Source organism: Shewanella ulleungensis, assembly GCF_014648315.1.
Lineage (GTDB): Bacteria > Pseudomonadota > Gammaproteobacteria > Enterobacterales > Shewanellaceae > Shewanella > Shewanella ulleungensis.
The window spans coordinates 1-16,489 of the sequence record NZ_BMQW01000018.1 but is presented as its reverse complement, the minus strand read 5'-3'; the positions used below and the strand labels follow the sequence as shown (position 1 = coordinate 16,489).

The window sequence follows — 16,489 nt, the reverse complement described above, 5'->3', positions numbered from 1 at the left end:
GTTTTTTACAACCTAGTGCGTGAGGATATTGCCAGCACTGATGTGGTCAAGTAAATCTGTCCACTCCGCTCTTGATCAAGACTGGGCGGCTTATCGGCCAACTCAACTCTTTCGAAATAAAAGGCCTCACAGCAATGTGAGGCCTTTTGTTTTTATATTCATTCGCAAAAAACCTCATTAATCACTACGTTTGATTAACAAAGATCACAAATGTAAATTATCAAATGATAATAGTTGTCATTAGTGTTTGATGCTATATTGCTGCCAAATTTTAGTGCTGTCGTTGAGAGTGTTATGCAATTGAAAATGGTTAATCTTGGGTTGTTCAGCCTGCTGTTACCTGTAATGAGTGTCAGTGCTAATGAGCCTGTTACTCCTACCGAGTCAGCAGCATCAATCGAAAAAATCACTGTAATGGGCCGAGCGCAAACCTTTTATCGTGAGTCTTCTAGTTCAGTGGGCACCAAAGTTGAAACCGATATGATGGATTTGCCGCAATCGGTGCAAGTATTAAATGAACAGCTGATTGTTGACCAGGCCGCTCGCGAAATTACCGACTTATATCGTTCTATCGCAGGGGTAAGTGCCTATAGCTACTCTGGCGTGACCTTTCGTGGTTTTCGTGATGATAGCAATGTGTTTTATGACGGTATGCGTGGTGATCCTTTTTCAGGTTTTGGGGTACCGCAATTATTTAATGTTGAACGTGTGGAGGTATTAAAAGGTCCTGCAGCAGCACTATACGGCGGTGGAGAACCTGGTGGCATGATTAATTATGTCACCAAAAAACCAAGCTTTGAGCAAGACTCTGAAGTGACATTTACCGCGGGTAACGACGACAGAGTGGGTGGCTCGATTGATTCTAAAGGCGGCTTAACCGATAACATCGCTTATCGTTTAGGTGGTTTTTATGAGCAAAAAGACAGTTTTCGTAATAATGCCGACTCCGAAAATACCGAATTAACGGGTGGATTGTTATTCCAGCTTAATGATGACACAGCATTAACCACCACCATTGACTACATCAAACAAGATTTGGGTGGTAGCCGCTTACGTGGTGTGCCAGTTGATGATAACGGTAATTTTTTAGTCGACCCAAGTTACAACGCCAATGAAGCATCCGATTACCAAGATTTAGAAGCCACAGTATTACAAGCGCAATTAGAACACTTTTTTAGTGATAACTTTAGTGTCGATACCACAGTGCGCTACGTCGATAATGAACGTGTTCAAGGCTATCACGAGTCACAAGGCTGGGTTGATGTTAATGGCGACGGTGAGGCAAACATTGATGATGAAACCATTAAAAGAGAATATCGCAAGCAATACCGTGCCAATCAAGAAGTGAGTGTTACTTCTGATTTTGTTTACCGCTTAACCAGCCCGATTGAACAAACCGTGTTGTTTGGCGCTGACTACCATCATGTGGACAGTGAATATGATTATTGGCGTGCTCGCTACGAAGCCGATGGTGTTGCAAATTTAAATATATTTGAATTGAACTATGGTGAAAGCGATCAAGCCGATTACACCTTAACGGATCAAAATCGTGATGGTGAAAAAACCGAGCGCATGGGTTTTTATGCTCAAGACCAAATAAACCTAACAGATAACTGGTTGCTGCTAGTTGGTCTGCGTTACGATCATTTTAATGATTATGATAAAGAGAGTGGCTTTGAATTTAGCGACGATCATGTGTCGCCACGTGCTGGTGTTGTGTATAAATACTCGCCAGACACTTCATTTTATGTGAACTACTCTGAAAGCTTTAACCCAACGTCTATCGGCGACCAGGAAGAGGCTGATGCCGACGGTGGTTTAGATCCAGAAATTGGTGAACAAGTCGAGATAGGGATTAAAAACCAGTGGTTTGACGGTAGTGTGATGACCACATTAGCAGCGTATCAAATTACCAAAAAAGATGTTGCCATGAGCAATCCAGATGACACCGGCGCAGATGATGGTATTGCTGCACTCGTCAGCTTAGGCGAGGTTGAAAGTAAAGGTCTTGAGTTTACGCTAGTGGGCGACATTACTGTCGACTGGACCATTATGGCCAACTACGCTTATAACGATGCGCGTGTAACTCAAGGTGATGTGGGTGACACTTATGCTGATGGCAGTAAATTTGTTAATGCGCCGCGACATCAAGCGGGATTATGGACTCGTTATGACATCGACAGTTTGCAGTCTGCAATTGCCTTTGGCGCAGATTATGTCAGTGAGCAAGTCAGTGCAGATGCACAAATCGTAAAACCTTATACCGTATTTGACATGAGCTGGACAACCACATGGCAACAAACCCAGTTTCAGCTAAATGTGAAAAACCTATTTGATAAAGAATATGCTGTGAGCGGATTCTCTGAACGTAATGGTCATTTTCCTGGTGCGCCAAGAGAAGTCGTCTTGCAGGTATCGCATCACTTTTAAGCCAATTATACCTAGGGTCGTTGATCTTTGCTGGTTGAATTTTGTTCGAGTTAAAAACGTGTTAATCGAGACGAATGGATTGATGCCTAGTCATCTAAGAAACTCTTTATTTACAAAGAATCATTCAACAAAGAGTAAAACGTTTTTAGCCGAACCCTTTGGGCAGCGTTTGTTGGCCATTTTTACTGCGTTATCGACTTTTTATGTAGAATAACTACACTTCAAAGTCTCTGCCGCGCACTTGTATATGAGTAATGGCCAACAATTCGCTGAAAAAACAACCTTGAAAGATCAACAGACCCTAATAATAACCCTGCTCGTTAAACTGAACTCAGTTGTCGGGTGGGGCTTTTTTATGTCTAAAAATGCTCCTTCACTTGGAATCGAAATTCCCATTCATTTGTGTCCTCACCCGATGTCATTGGCATGGCGATATCAATATGGGCAACATTGCCATAACTCGACTTTGATGAATATAACCTCGCGCCAATGCCGACGCTGCCAATGGGGCCGCTCACTTCATTTAACTCATCTGGGCCGCCAGAAGCTTGGCCTATATCGGCAAAGAGTGCCCAGCCTAATTCTGCCAATTGATATAAATTGATATTAGGGTAATAACGGATTTCGCTGGTAAATAGCCATTGATTATCGCCATGTTGATAATCGTTAGGGTAACCTCGTACTCCCGTCTCGTCCCCTAGCGCAAAGGTTTGATCGAGGTAGTTATTGTGCGATGTGGCTATTTTAGCTTTAGAGTAGGCGGTCCATTTAGGGTTTATTTGATGGAAGTATTCGGCTGATAAACCCACATTATAAAAGTCTTGTTGACCTGTTTGTATGTCGGTTCTGCCAGTTAAGCTCATGAGCAGTAATTGATTATCTTGCTGCCAGCCACGGGTGGTTAATACATTTAAGTGATAGCCCAATGCTGAACTGTCGGCAACATCATTGGTTTCTAAGCCTAGGGTCACCACATGACGCCAGCCTAGATTAAAGTCTTCATTATTATTGATTAAGTGAATGTTATTGAGCACGGTGTACTGGTCTTGCAGGTATTCATAACTTAACCAAGGGTAAATAAAGTCTCGGTCTAAAGGCAGCGGTGAATCAGGATACATATCAATGTTATTAAACAGATGCTGTTCTTGTGTTATGCCGACACTGATGCGTTGTAAGTAATCAGCTTGTCTATCGACTAACCAGCCAAAACCGATATTGGCAAAATCGATAATATGTTCAAATTCGTAAATGTCTTTACCATTTTGTCTAATGGTATCAATGCGAGTGTCGGTCGACCAAGCTGCGCCATACATGTCTTTGGTATCGAGGGCGTAAAAGGGTTTATTGAAAGCTAATGCAGATGCTTGACCATCGCTGTTATCATAAAAATCCACGGCAATATTGCCATGTTTTACCCATCTCACAGGTGCATCAAACGCAAATTTATAACCTGTTCTGTCGGCACTTGATTGGTATTTTATTTTGGTTTTTACGCCTAAACCCAACAAGTTATCTTCTTTAATCCCAAACGAGTATTTGGTATCACCACCGTTTTTACTCAAACTTACCGTGGGCAATAGCGACCAGTTGTCCCAGGTTTCTACTAATACAACGTCTTCAACATTATCTTCGGCAAGTGGATCTTTGCGCGCTATATTAATCTCAGCATCGCGAATATACGGCTCATAACGCAGTAAACGTTGCGCTTCATGGAGGTCTTTTTCAGTGATTTTATCGCCTTCTTCAAAGCTTAAACTATTGAGAATGGTCGATTCTTTGGTATTGATGTGTAAATAGTTAGCCCAACGATGGAGAAAAATAGCGTCGGGTGCAGACTCATCAAAAATAGGGTGGCTGACAATGACGATATTAGCGACCTTGTCGACATCATGTTTGTTCACTGTCGATACAGCTGGTGGGCTTTCCACCGGCTCATCATTAGCGCTGGCGCTAGTGTGAGAAAGCAAGATGACGAAAAAACAGGCTGCCAGTACTACTTTTGGCATAAATTCGTCCTTATTATTATTTTTGTTATGACTTTTTAAGGATACGCCAAACGTTAAATTAGTGTGAGTAAAATGAAGCGGTTGCGTTATCACTAGGCTTAATAACACACCTGAATGAGACAATAGTCAAGTGTTTAACTTATTTATATCATCGTTAGAAAGCATCAAGGCTGCATATTATGCAGCCTTGATATTAAGGGTATCGCAATGATAATTCAGCGTTATCCTTATAAAGATCGCCGTGGAGGAACCACAACGTTTGCAAAAATCAGCCCAGCAATTAACGACATAAAAATCAGGAAAATTTGCGAACCTAAATGCGCTTGATTAAGCATCGTTTCACCGGAGATGAGAGCGTTTAAACCAATGTAAGTTTTACTGCCGGGGACCAAAATAACAATCCCTTGCAGCAAGGCAATCGACACCGGGGCTTTCATCCAGCGCGCATATAAGTTGGAGTATATGCCAACAGCCAGGGCGCCAACAAAAATCCCGATTGATTCACCTAGATAAATACCACCAAGCATTGCCGAGAAAAAGGCCACAATACCGGCAAACACGCCCCAAGGAGAGTCTTTAAGACGAGCTTTAAAAATAATCACTAATGACATCGACAGTAGTGGCACCGCAGACCATATCGCCCAGCGAGGCAGCGAAATAGGTTCAATGTAGGTCACATCACCAAATATCGCTTTACCAATGGTCATGCCTAGTACTGCACCAAAGTACAGTTTAAATAACTGCATCACCGCGTCCATAATGCGTGCTGTACCAGAAATTAAATCGCGCGCTGCAAGTTCTGCTAGGCCTAAAGTAAGTGCAAGACCAGGAACAAAAATAATGATCCCCGATAAAATCGTGACAGGTAAATTAATACTCGGGTCAAACTGAGAGATAGCCGTGGCTAAAATAGCGCACATTACCGCGGCCATAGGCTCAAGCATTTCAGCTATGCGCTTTGAGCGTTCGGCCCAAAAGACTAGGCTATACACTAATAACCCTAGAATGGCTGACCAAAAAACATCGTGCCAACCCGTGCCCATCAACATGGCAAACGCACCAGCACTTGAGCCAAAAGCGAGTAATGTCAGTTTATGGCCATAAGGATTCGGTTTATTGGCAATTTCTTCTAATCGCTCTAGTGCTTCTTGTAATGTACGTTGGCCCGAACTGAGTTCTTCAACTAATTCAAAGGTTCGAGCTAGCGAACCCAAATCAAGATCGCCAGGTTTTACACGTGCTACATGATTATATTCTTGCTCAGTGTCATGTTGCAGTACAAAAGTCATCGAAGTGGGGGATATTAAAAAATAACCTTCAATGCCTAGCGTGTTGCATACGGTTTGCAGGTGGGATTCTAAGCGATACGCTGGAGTACCATACTTATGTAAGTATTTCCCTAACTTAATGATAAATCTGCGCTTTTCTAAAAAATCCTGATTATCCACTGGGCAGTAGTCACTCTTATTAAGGTATTGAGGTTATTTTGGCGCGAATATTAACCGATAAGGTCGTGTGTTTATAGCCAAACTGATTCAAAATGTGGTTTTAGCTTATATTAGCATTGTGATATTAAATGCTGATGTCAAAATAATAATATAGTCGAATTAAGGATTAAGGCATGACATTAATGATTTCGGGGTTATACGCAGGGTTAACTGCACTATTATTACTTGGGTTAGCTTATAAAGTAGTTAAGTTACGTCGATTGAATAAAATAGGCATTGGTGATGGCGGTAACCAGGATTTATCACTTGCCATTCGTGCCCACGGTAATTTAGTTGAGAATGCCCCTGTTGTAATGGTGTTATTGGTATTAGCTGAACTCAACGGTATGCCAGATTATCTTTTACACATATTTGGAACTGTGTGGATAGTTGCTCGCTTGTTACATGCAATTGGGCTTAACCAAGGCAAAGGCGGGCTTCATTTTGGTCGTTTTTGGGGCGTATTAATGACCTGGATAGTGCTATTGGGTTTAGCTGTTGCTAATATTGGCTTCTTTTTAGGTCTGTAGTGGTCTATATCAGTGGTGATATGGGCTTATCACCACTTTTTATAGGGTTAATTAACAATAAAATATTTCACTTTTGCTGCTTTTTTAGTCACACTTAGTGCCTCTGTACTGCTATACTCCGCGTCCGTTAAATTCAGCTTTAGGCTGAGGTTATCATCGGATCAGTTAGACTGATTTTCCCCATTTATGTAGGTCATATACATGCAAGTTGAGTCAACGTTATTTAATTATCCAAAGTTTTGGGCGCATAGCTTCGGAACTGCACCTTTTTTACCCATGTCTCGCAAAGAGATGGATATTTTAGGTTGGGATAGTTGCGATATTATTGTCGTAACAGGCGATGCATATGTAGACCATCCAAGTTTTGGTATGGCGGTGATTGGGCGAATGTTAGAAGCCCAAGGTTACCGTGTGGGGATTATTTCTCAGCCTGATTGGTCAAATAAAGAAGACTTTATGCAGCTTGGTCGTCCGAACCTATTTTTTGGCGTGACGGCTGGCAACATGGATTCAATGATTAACCGCTATACTGCTGATCGCAAATTACGTCATGATGATGCTTATACCGCTGGTGATATTGGTGGCAAACGTCCAGACCGCGCCGTAACTGTATATACCCAACGTTGTAAAGAAGCCTTTAAAGACGTGCCGGTCGTTATTGGTGGTATTGAAGCCAGTTTGCGCCGAATTGCACATTACGATTATTGGTCTGATAAAGTCCGTCGCAGTGTTATTTTTGATGCCAAAGCCGATATTTTGATTTATGGCAACGCCGAACGCCCGTTAATGGAAGTGGCTCGACGTATTGCGGCTGGTGAAGCCATCAGTGCTATTGATGATGTACGTGGTACTGCTGTAATGCGTAAAGACCCTATGGCGGGTTGGCGCGGCATGGATTCGCGTAAAATTGATCAATTACATAAAATTGAGCCTTTACCCAATCCATACGGTGCAGACGATGTAGGCTGCAGTAATTTGTCGGGTCCTACAGATAAAAAGATTTTCGATAATGATGCGCCAAAGCCTATCAGCATTCAGCCGCCTCGTCCTAAGCCATGGGAGAAAACCTATGTGCTATTGCCTGCTTTTGATAAAGTCAGCGAAGATAAATATTTGTATGCACATGCCTCACGTATTTTGCACCAAGAGCAAAACCCGGGATGTGCCCGTGCATTATTTCAACCTCACGATGCAAACCGTGGTGTATGGGTTAACCCGCCTGCGTGGCCATTAAATACCGACGAAATGGACGCTGTATTCGACTTACCATACCAGCGCATTCCGCATCCGATGTACGGCAAAGAAAAAATTCCTGCCTACGATATGATTAAGACATCAATCAATATCATGCGTGGTTGCTTTGGCGGCTGTTCATTCTGTTCGATTACCGAGCATGAAGGACGTATTATTCAAAGTCGCTCGCAAGAGTCGATTATTAAAGAAATTAAAGACATTCAAGAAAAAGTGCCAGGTTTTACTGGCGTTATTTCTGACTTAGGTGGCCCAACGGCCAACATGTACCGTTTAGGTTGTACTAGCGAAAAAGCGGAAAAAACCTGTCGTCGTCTATCGTGTGTGTTCCCGTCTATTTGTGGCCATTTAGGCACAGACCATAAACACACCATCGACCTATACAAAGCGGCACGTGAAGTACCGGGAATTAAGAAAGTGTTAATTGCTTCGGGCGTTCGTTACGATTTGGCTATCGAAAATCCTGAGTATATTAGAGAGTTAGCTAAACATCATGTGGGTGGGTATTTAAAAATTGCCCCAGAGCACACCGAAGAAGGCCCCCTCAGTAAAATGATGAAGCCAGGCATGGGGACTTACGACAAGTTTAAAGAGTTGTTCGATAAGTTTTCAAAAGAAGCGGGTAAAGAGCAGTTCTTAATTCCGTATTTTATTTCGGCGCATCCAGGCACTACTGATGAAGACATGGTTAACCTAGCACTATGGTTAAAAGGACAGAAGTTTAAACTTGACCAAGTACAAAACTTTTATCCATCGCCAATGGCTAACGCGACTACCATTTATCATACAGAACTTAACTCATTGAAAAACATTAAGCATGATAGTGAGCAAGTGACAGTACCGAAAAAAGGTCGTCAACGTAAATTGCATAAATTCTTATTACGTTATCATGATCCAGCAGGTTGGCCGATGATCCGTGAAGCCTTAGTCGCTATGGGTAAAGAGTCTCTTATTGGTAATGGTCCTAATCACTTAGTGCCACCAGAAACCCGTAACGAACAAAGTAAAGTGAAGTGGGGCCAAAAGCCCGCTGCTAAAGCAAAAGATCAGGGTGGTCAAAAAGCCATGACCCGTTTTTCTGCCGATCAGTTTGAAGACCGTAAAGGCACATCAAAAGCAGATAAGACTAAAGCAAAACCAGCAGGACAGAAATCAAAGGCTTCGGCAAAAAATGCGGGTCAGCCTGCAAATGCCACAGGAGCTAAACGTCCGGCCAAAAATGGTTGGGCAACAAAGTCTAAATACGCTAAGTAGTCAGTTAGCTTTATATTGTGATAAACACTAAACCCGCATTTATGCGGGTTTAGCTTATCTGAGGTTCTGAGTTGAGGTTATCTAGTCCTCAATACGCAAAGCGTGTACTCTGGGTGGAATAATCAAATATTAATAAGCAGGGATCTGCAGCATCATGGCAAAAATAATCAAACTTCGAAGTTATCTCACCGGCGCGCTATTGTGTAGCGGTATGTTAATCGCAAACCCTACCTATGCGGCTAACTCAGTGCAACAACAACAATTTTTTGAAGCCATTAGTGTACTTTGTGGTAAAGCCTTTGCCGGAAAAATTACTGCTGGTGGCAGCGAAGATGATGGTTTTAGTGGAAAAGAACTGATTATGCATGTGCGTGAATGCAATGATACTGAGTTAAAAGTGCCATTTCACGTTGGCGAAGATCACTCTCGTACCTGGGTTATCACCCAAACTGACACAGGCTTAAGGTTAAAGCACGACCATCGTCATAAAGACGGCTCTGAAGACAAAGTCACTATGTACGGTGGCGACACTCGCGATGTGGGTACTGCCAATATGCAATCGTTCCCAGTGGATGATGAGTCGATAGTCAATTTTAAACAAAATGGCCTAGATCAGTCGGTTACCAATGTGTGGCAGATGATGATTGAAGCGCATACTTTTACGTATCGCTTAACACGTGAGAATCGCGATTTTAAGGTGGAGTTTGATTTAACCAAACCGGTTGAGTTACCACCAGTGCCATGGGGACATGAGTAAACTGTCGCTGAACCCATATATTGCTTCCAGCGACATAAACTCCATTAGATACGTCTTCCCGGCAATGCTTTTGAGCCGGGATCCAGGTGTTTGCTTTGTACTTTTGTATCTATGGCCTGCGACCACTAATGTCGTGGCGCCTCGCTCATTTTTACACTTTAATCAGTAACTGGCTTACAAATGTCGGATAAATATCCAGTTTCTGCCATCATTTCCCCCTTTATGTTACCTATACTGTGTTTATATACAGTTGTAATGGGTTTTGACGTGTTTTCAAGCTAAATCGGCTAATAAGTAAACTAAAGTCGTACGACAAATAGTTTGTTTATTTCGTAGTGCATTGAAATAAATGTGCTTTTAATCTTTGACCAATATTAAGTCCACTTTTAACGTGCAAGCTCGCTTTTATTTGTCAGTGGCGTTAAATAAAACTGCTTTACAGCAATAAGATAGTAAATGTAGGATGTTAATAATCAATAACTTAAAGGGCGACTTTAATTTTCATTTGCCCTTCAATAAGCTGTTATGTTTCATAAGGATATGAGTTGAATAAACATTATCGTGCCGCAATCAAACGGGCTTTATGGATAGGTATTCCGTTTGGACTTTGGGCAATATTAGTTATATCTAGCGTCGATTCAACAAGTGGTTCAGTAATAAGTTTTGCTGTAGGTTTACCTGCGATTATCTTAAGTTTTCTTTTGGGGTTATATTGGCTTTTCTTTATGATCTTAGTTCAAGCTACTATTGGTCAATACATTACGATACCTGAATCAATAGGGTATATTGGATTAATTGCTTGCCCTGCCATAAATAGCGCAATAAAAGCATATAGTCGTAGTAAGCAGACTGAAACATAACAAGAAATTCAACAAGGACAAAAAACAGTTGGCTTTTTGTTCACTACGTTCACTTATTTTAGCCAACAATTTTTTGCCTGTTAATTGGGCGTTAAATGGCTGAGATAACTATGCATAATAGAAAACTTGTATTAGGAAGTGTTGAGCTGCAAAAATGTAGGCGTATCCGATACAATTTAGAAGTCATAAATGAAGTTAGAGATGATGTAGAGCAACTAGTTATTGATAGTGAGTTTACAGGAAGTGCGCCATTTGAATGGGTTGGGATTATTTTTAAGCATGGTGCTAAGAATCAAGCTGAGCCAGAATACCAAAAGATCAACAAAAGGTATGGAGACTTACCAATAACTCTAGAGCTAAATGCAGAAAACTTAGCTAACTCAGACAGACATGCTTTGAAAAATATTTATCTAATTGAGACTCTAAAAATTCTTATTCATATCGGCACTAAATATGAGTTACCAATCAATATCTTTAAACAACGTATGCAACAATATGACTAAAGTAATGCATTTAACAAGTAAAGGCATTGGACGCAAAAATCCGCGCCCATGCTTTAAGCGTTATAAATTTTTAGAGGTTTCAGTACATGGATAGTTTTACACCAATGTTATTAACAATATGTCTAGTTGTTTTCGTTTTCGTTTTTCCTGTTTATTTATTAGGAATCATCGTTGACCTTTTTGAAAAAAAATATAAACGTTCAAAATTTAAGGTAAGTTATATTCTCTCCTTTAGTGGGGTAAAGGATCCCATAGCATTCAAAGATGTGGAGTCCTTAGCAATCAAAGCACGCGTTTCAAACTCTCAAGCGGTTATAGCGCTAGACGAACTTAACTCACAAAGAGTTGAAGAGCAAAATAAGAGTATTTCTAAAGATGATCTCGAAAAGATTCAAGGTCAATTTAGAGTTGCATCTAAATTTGAAAAAATACCAGAGAATCTAAAGGGGCATATTGACAAACTAAAAGCTACCTTGCCTGAAGATAACGTAGATTTATTTAAGTTAGAAGAAGAAATACAAGAAATATCTAAGAATAAACAAAGGTATAAGTATTACTCAATAATATTATCATTGGTAACTATCACTGGAACTATTTATACAATATTAGGTTACTATAAGGTCGGTGGTTAAATTTATAACAAGTTGCTTAAACGGAAAAATAACAGTTGGCCATCGCTTCGCGATTATAGCCAACCATTATTTTCCGCTTAGCAAGGCGTTAGGGCTCATCCTCATATCAAATATCGGAGTATAAATTGAAATTAAGAGAAGCAATAAGGATTTTAGGTACAAACCAAGCTATTAATACAGCTATGCTAATAGCTCAAGAATACAATATAAATTGGAATCATGGAATTGGCTATGTCTTCCATGTTATTGCAAATGATCTTGAAAGAGTTCCTGGGAATATTGGTGGTAACAGTGACAATGAGAATTCGGTTATTAGAAAATGGATTCTTAAATATGAAGCAGGTAGGAGTTCATGTGCGAGTATCAGAATTTCTAATTTACCAGGAACTATTGCAGACCCAATAATTGAACAAATTATCGGAGCAAGAATAAGTAGGCTAAATCAAAATGATTTAAACTTCATTACATATGCTCACCGTCTTGGTATGTCTGCTGAGAATATTTTAGGGCTGATACTGGAGGAATACCTATCTGCTAATCTACGCCAATTTGGCTGGCATTGCGCTTGGGGAGAAACAGTTAAGTCTGTAGATTTTGTCCATGAGTCAGGTCGATTGTTGCAGATTAAAAACCGTAGTAACTCTGAAAATAGCTCAAGCAGTGCAGTAAGGAATGGCACTGAAATAGAAAAGTGGTTCCGTATTAGAGCTGATACTGGGCAATATATGTGGGCAGATTTAAATGCTATTTGTGGAACCACCCATTTAAGTGAGCAGGAGTTTTCAAATTTTGTGAGAACAACTATCTCGTCAAACCCTGGTTGTCTTGCAATTGAGCCACACAATCCCTGGATTTAGACGAGAAAATTAGACTTTAACTAGAATTAGCTAAAGTCTAATGAACTTTGTTCAGATTCCCTTCCATGTGATTGTACTAGCTTTTCAAATTGTTTTTTCCAGTCAACGTCACTTGTATTTTTATATCTAGAGTATTTGAAATTAGTAAAGCTTGTAATTTTATTGCCATTTAATAAATTCATTATAAGTGTCCCGACAGCTTTGCCCATACTTATTGGAACTGCATTCCCAACCTGTTTATATTTCTGAATTATAGGGCCAGCTAAATCCCAATCATCAGGGAATTCTTGAATTCTTTTATACTCTTGAATAGACAGCGGTCGATCTTCAACAGGGTGTGCAAGATCTGTTGCTGGCATTGCTGGATGAGTAACTAGGGTTGGTGAAGGCCTATCCCAGTTCAGCCGTCTTAAAAATCCTGTTTTTCCACCGCCAGAATAAAAGGATTTACCCATAGCTTCTTTCTGAGTTTCGATAGGCAAATTTTTCCAATTTTGACCTGAAGAAAGCATTCTATAATATTTAAGCCTTTTTTCAGGAAAAGTTAAATGATCGTGTTTTTGAAGATCAATAATCGCAGGTTTAACAGTATTCCATTTCAGTAACCCGTGTTCTCCAGTTTCTGAATGAGTTGGTACTAAATATGGTGGTTTACTTCCATCCCTAGAACAAATAATAATTACTCGCTCTCTTATTTGAGGAGTTCCAAAATTAGCTGAATTGTATAAATTAAAAGAGTAAGAGTAGCCTGAACTTTCTAGCCTATTAATAATAAAGTTCAATGCTCCACCTTTTAACTCATCTAATTCAAGTTCAGGGAAATCTAAACCTCTCTTTTCATGGGGACGGTGCTCCATAGGACATGATAAAAGCCCACGTACATTCTCAATTACAAAAAACTTTGGTCTCAACTCTAATGCAAGATCAATGTATTTTAGAAACACGTTACCTCTTTCATCATTAAGCCCTTTTCTTTTTCCTGCAGTACTAAATGCTTGGCAAGGTGGCCCACCCATTATTAAATCTATATCTTCATCTTTGTTCAATCCAGCTGCTAATCTTACTTCACTAGCACTATATTCATTAATATCAGTTAGCAAAGCTGTATCAGGCTTATTTAAAGCAATAGTTTGCCTACAATATTTATCTACTTCACAAGCAAGCCTTACATCAAATCCTGATTTCTCTATTCCTAAGTCTAATCCCATAGCACCAGAGAAAAAGCTTAGTGCAATTGGCTTCTTACATTTCTCATTAACATTATAAGCAGGATGATCTTCTGCAATTGTATGTGCAGTGCGGAGTCCATATCTATTTATGCTTTCAGCATTTATAACCCATGAATTCCCAAATTTTCTGGATTCTATTTCACTTTGACGACATAATGTTCTAACTCTTTGTTCGCTAATGTTTAGTTGCTTAGCCGCATCTTTAATGCTAATTTCGGTACTCATAGGGAGTTTCCTTATCGAAACATATAATAAGTACCATTGTATCTGTATGTAACAACAGGTCAAGCCCTAACAAGTCGTTTAAAAGGACAAAAAAACAGTTGGCTTTTGCTCCTGCGTCGCTAATTTTAGCCAACAATTTTTTGCCTTTTAACGAGGCGTTATATGCCTTTAAGATTCACAGTGTAAATGGAGTTACGTTGATAAAGTCTCTAAATAAAATAATGTTATTACTTTCCATGATTTTTTTAGCTTCGTGTTCCTTATCGGCACAAAAGCCTAATCTTTTGTTGAATCTAGAAGAACTAAACTTTTCTACGACAGACAGAAAGCTTGCAACCGCAGCAGGAAGTGGAAATATTAAAAGTATTAATGTAGCCATTAAACAAGGCGCAAATGTAAACTCAATAGGAACCAATGGATTACCTATTTTGTTTTGGCCTTTGCGGCAACAAAATTTTGTTGGGTTTGAGTCTTTGTTACAAAAGGGAGGTAACCCAAATTACTCTTGGGAAACTGGACTTTCAATTGTTGAGCTAACTTCTGGTTTAAAAGAAAAAGAATTCCTTAAAACTGTATTAAAAAACAATGGAAACCCCAATCATATCAATCCAGTAAGTAAGAAAAGTCCGCTTATAGTTGCAACTATTAATGATTTACAAGAGAATATTTCGTTACTTTTAGATGCTGGTGCAAATATTGATTATCAAGATTCCACCGGAGAGTCAGCGTTGTTTTATGCTATCAACCTTGGGCAATATGACACAGCGATTTTCTTACTCAAAGAAGGTGCAGATCCCAAATTGAAAGACATTTGGGGGAATACGGCAGGTCACTCATTAAATGTAAGGCTCGATACACCCGACATAGGTCAAAATGGTTATGAATCGTTTGTGTCTCTAAAAGAGATATTTGGCCATTATTTGGGCGTTATGTGTCTATTTAAATCCGTAAGGTGTTTACTATGAAATTGAATGAAATATTCCCCCAAGAGTTAGTCCAAGCTAAAGCTGGAATCGATGATATTACTTTTCATCAATTTGATGGAGATAATATTGATGACATTGTGAAAATGAAAGAAAGTTGTATGTTTGAACTAGGAGGCACAATTTGGGATAAACATATCCAAGTAACTCCAAATGAGAACCCTATGAAATTAGGTCCTCACTTTCAAACTGGAAATCCATACTTATTTAAAGAGGCATCAAAAATAATTGGTGAGGATACGATTAAGGATATTTCATATACGTATGCAGAAACAAAAAATCCTTCTATTGACCATTCCCAATTTAGTCAGCTTCTAATCGCAGTATTACATCAAAATATACTGCATATATCGGACATTGAGTTTGCAAATCCATTGCAAGAAATTCCAGAAAAAGAACGAAAATTTACATTTCAATCTCATAAAGGGTTAGGTTTATTTGGTGATCTAATTGCTAATTGTATAACTTTTTGTAAACAAGAAAGTTTAAATAAAATTTGTTTAACAGCTGCTGATATAGATTTAGTTCCATTTTTTGAAAAACATGGATTTTTAGTAGACGACAGTCCCACTGGTCGTATGGGAATGGCTCATGGTGGTAGCATCCCAATGTCTAAAGTGTTGTAAACACATAACAAGTTGCTTAAACGGACACAAAACAGTTGGCTGTGCTCGTTCCTCGCAAATTTTAGCCAACGTTTTTTAGCCGCTTAGCAAAGCGTTATATTTCATGGAGGATTTAGGTGGATTTCCCAGAGTTAGAAACATCTCGTTTAATGCTTACCAAGCTATCAGTGGATGATAGCCCTGCATTATTAAATATTTTTTCAGATAAAGACGTTATCAAATTTTATGATATAGACGTTTATGATTCTGAAGAGCAATCGTTAAAATTAATTGAATTCTTCAATTCTCGCTTCACTGATGCTATTGGCATTCGGTGGGCTATTCGTATAAAAGACACTGGTCAGTTAATTGGCACCTGCGGCTTTAATTCATGGAACCAAAAGATGAAGAATGCTGGTATAGGTTACGAGTTATCTTCTAAGTATTGGGGGTACGGCTATGCCACAGAAGCTTTATACAAAATCATTGATTCAGCCTTTTTAAATCAACTACCATTTGGTGAGCTTCATAGAATCCAAGGTGATACCATGCTTGGCAATGGTGCCTCAGAGTCGGTGCTGAAAAAGCTTGGCTTCAAAGAAGAAGGTATCCGTCGTGCAAGTGGTTACTGGAAAAATGAATTTCACGATTTGAAATGTTATGGTTTATTAAAGCCTGAGTTCAATGAAATATAACACATATGAGCCTTCCGCCAGTCAATAGGCGCGCCTAACTTATTTGACTGCTTTTGCTGTCAAATTAAAATCAATCAACAAATTCATCTACTTCGTCTGTCATTTAGCTGTCAAATCATCGTGCTCTTAGCAATAAAAGAATGCAAATACATATAGAGTGTTTCTTAGTGCGATTTCTTAAAAAT

The 16,489-nt window shown here is 39.5% G+C and carries 14 protein-coding genes; 11 read left to right on the top strand and 3 right to left on the bottom strand.

The features are described from left to right. Window positions 1-294 precede the first annotated feature (294 nt). Window positions 295-2,430 carry a TonB-dependent siderophore receptor gene (locus tag IEY40_RS19650; protein WP_188959275.1) on the top strand — a complete coding sequence of 712 codons (2,136 nt, stop codon included), beginning with the start codon at window positions 295-297 and terminating at the stop codon, window positions 2,428-2,430. A 359-nt stretch (window positions 2,431-2,789) separates the two neighbouring features. On the opposite strand, the gene IEY40_RS19645 is transcribed toward IEY40_RS19650, so the two are convergent. Both IEY40_RS19645 and IEY40_RS19640 read right to left on the bottom strand, forming a co-directional pair. Beyond that, the gene (locus IEY40_RS19645) at window positions 2,790-4,436 is read right to left on the bottom strand and encodes a ShlB/FhaC/HecB family hemolysin secretion/activation protein (RefSeq protein WP_188959273.1); all 1,647 of its coding nucleotides are present in this window, start codon (window positions 4,434-4,436) and stop codon (window positions 2,790-2,792) included. A 227-nt stretch (window positions 4,437-4,663) separates the two neighbouring features. Then, complete coding sequence (locus IEY40_RS19640; protein WP_188959271.1) at window positions 4,664-5,884, bottom strand: threonine/serine exporter family protein; 1,221 nt, start codon at window positions 5,882-5,884, stop codon at window positions 4,664-4,666. Between the two features lie 173 nt (window positions 5,885-6,057). Between IEY40_RS19640 and IEY40_RS19635 the strand changes: the two genes are divergently transcribed. From IEY40_RS19635 to IEY40_RS19605, 7 genes are all read left to right on the top strand, one after another. Further along, on the top strand, window positions 6,058-6,453 hold the full coding sequence (locus tag IEY40_RS19635) for an MAPEG family protein (RefSeq protein ID WP_188959269.1): 396 nt from the start codon (window positions 6,058-6,060) through the stop codon (window positions 6,451-6,453). Between the two features lie 201 nt (window positions 6,454-6,654). Next, on the top strand, window positions 6,655-8,958 hold the full coding sequence (locus IEY40_RS19630) for a YgiQ family radical SAM protein (RefSeq protein ID WP_188959267.1): 2,304 nt from the start codon (window positions 6,655-6,657) through the stop codon (window positions 8,956-8,958). A gap of 154 nt (window positions 8,959-9,112) precedes the next feature. Beyond that, window positions 9,113-9,715: a hypothetical protein gene (locus IEY40_RS19625; RefSeq protein ID WP_188959265.1), complete on the top strand. Its 603-nt coding sequence runs from the start codon at window positions 9,113-9,115 to the stop codon at window positions 9,713-9,715. A gap of 545 nt (window positions 9,716-10,260) precedes the next feature. Beyond that, a complete protein-coding gene (locus IEY40_RS19620; RefSeq protein WP_188959264.1) occupies window positions 10,261-10,575 on the top strand; it encodes a hypothetical protein in 315 nt (104 codons plus the stop codon). Between the two features lie 95 nt (window positions 10,576-10,670). Then, window positions 10,671-11,078, top strand: coding sequence for an Imm39 family immunity protein (locus IEY40_RS19615; RefSeq protein WP_188959262.1), 408 nt, complete (start codon window positions 10,671-10,673; stop codon window positions 11,076-11,078). Window positions 11,079-11,164: 86 nt separating this feature from the next. After that, entirely contained in the window at window positions 11,165-11,710 is a 546-nt protein-coding gene (locus IEY40_RS19610) for a hypothetical protein (RefSeq protein WP_188959260.1), read from the top strand. A gap of 125 nt (window positions 11,711-11,835) precedes the next feature. Continuing rightward, window positions 11,836-12,567: a SinI family restriction endonuclease gene (locus IEY40_RS19605; RefSeq protein ID WP_188959258.1), complete on the top strand. Its 732-nt coding sequence runs from the start codon at window positions 11,836-11,838 to the stop codon at window positions 12,565-12,567. Window positions 12,568-12,593: 26 nt separating this feature from the next. On the opposite strand, the gene IEY40_RS19600 is transcribed toward IEY40_RS19605, so the two are convergent. Further along, the gene (locus IEY40_RS19600) at window positions 12,594-14,021 is read right to left on the bottom strand and encodes a DNA cytosine methyltransferase (protein WP_188959256.1); all 1,428 of its coding nucleotides are present in this window, start codon (window positions 14,019-14,021) and stop codon (window positions 12,594-12,596) included. 98 nt (window positions 14,022-14,119) lie between these two features. On the opposite strand from IEY40_RS19600, the gene IEY40_RS19595 reads away from it, so the two are divergent. From IEY40_RS19595 to IEY40_RS19585, 3 genes are all read left to right on the top strand, one after another. Continuing rightward, window positions 14,120-14,986 carry an ankyrin repeat domain-containing protein gene (locus tag IEY40_RS19595; protein ID WP_188959254.1) on the top strand — a complete coding sequence of 289 codons (867 nt, stop codon included), beginning with the start codon at window positions 14,120-14,122 and terminating at the stop codon, window positions 14,984-14,986. After that, the gene (locus IEY40_RS19590; protein WP_188959252.1) at window positions 14,983-15,630 is read left to right on the top strand and encodes a GNAT family protein; all 648 of its coding nucleotides are present in this window, start codon (window positions 14,983-14,985) and stop codon (window positions 15,628-15,630) included. The genes IEY40_RS19595 and IEY40_RS19590 overlap by 4 nt, the downstream gene beginning before the upstream one ends. Before the next feature lie 116 nt (window positions 15,631-15,746). Next, on the top strand, window positions 15,747-16,304 hold the full coding sequence (locus IEY40_RS19585) for a GNAT family N-acetyltransferase (RefSeq protein ID WP_188959250.1): 558 nt from the start codon (window positions 15,747-15,749) through the stop codon (window positions 16,302-16,304). The last annotated feature ends 185 nt before the right edge of the window (window positions 16,305-16,489 follow it).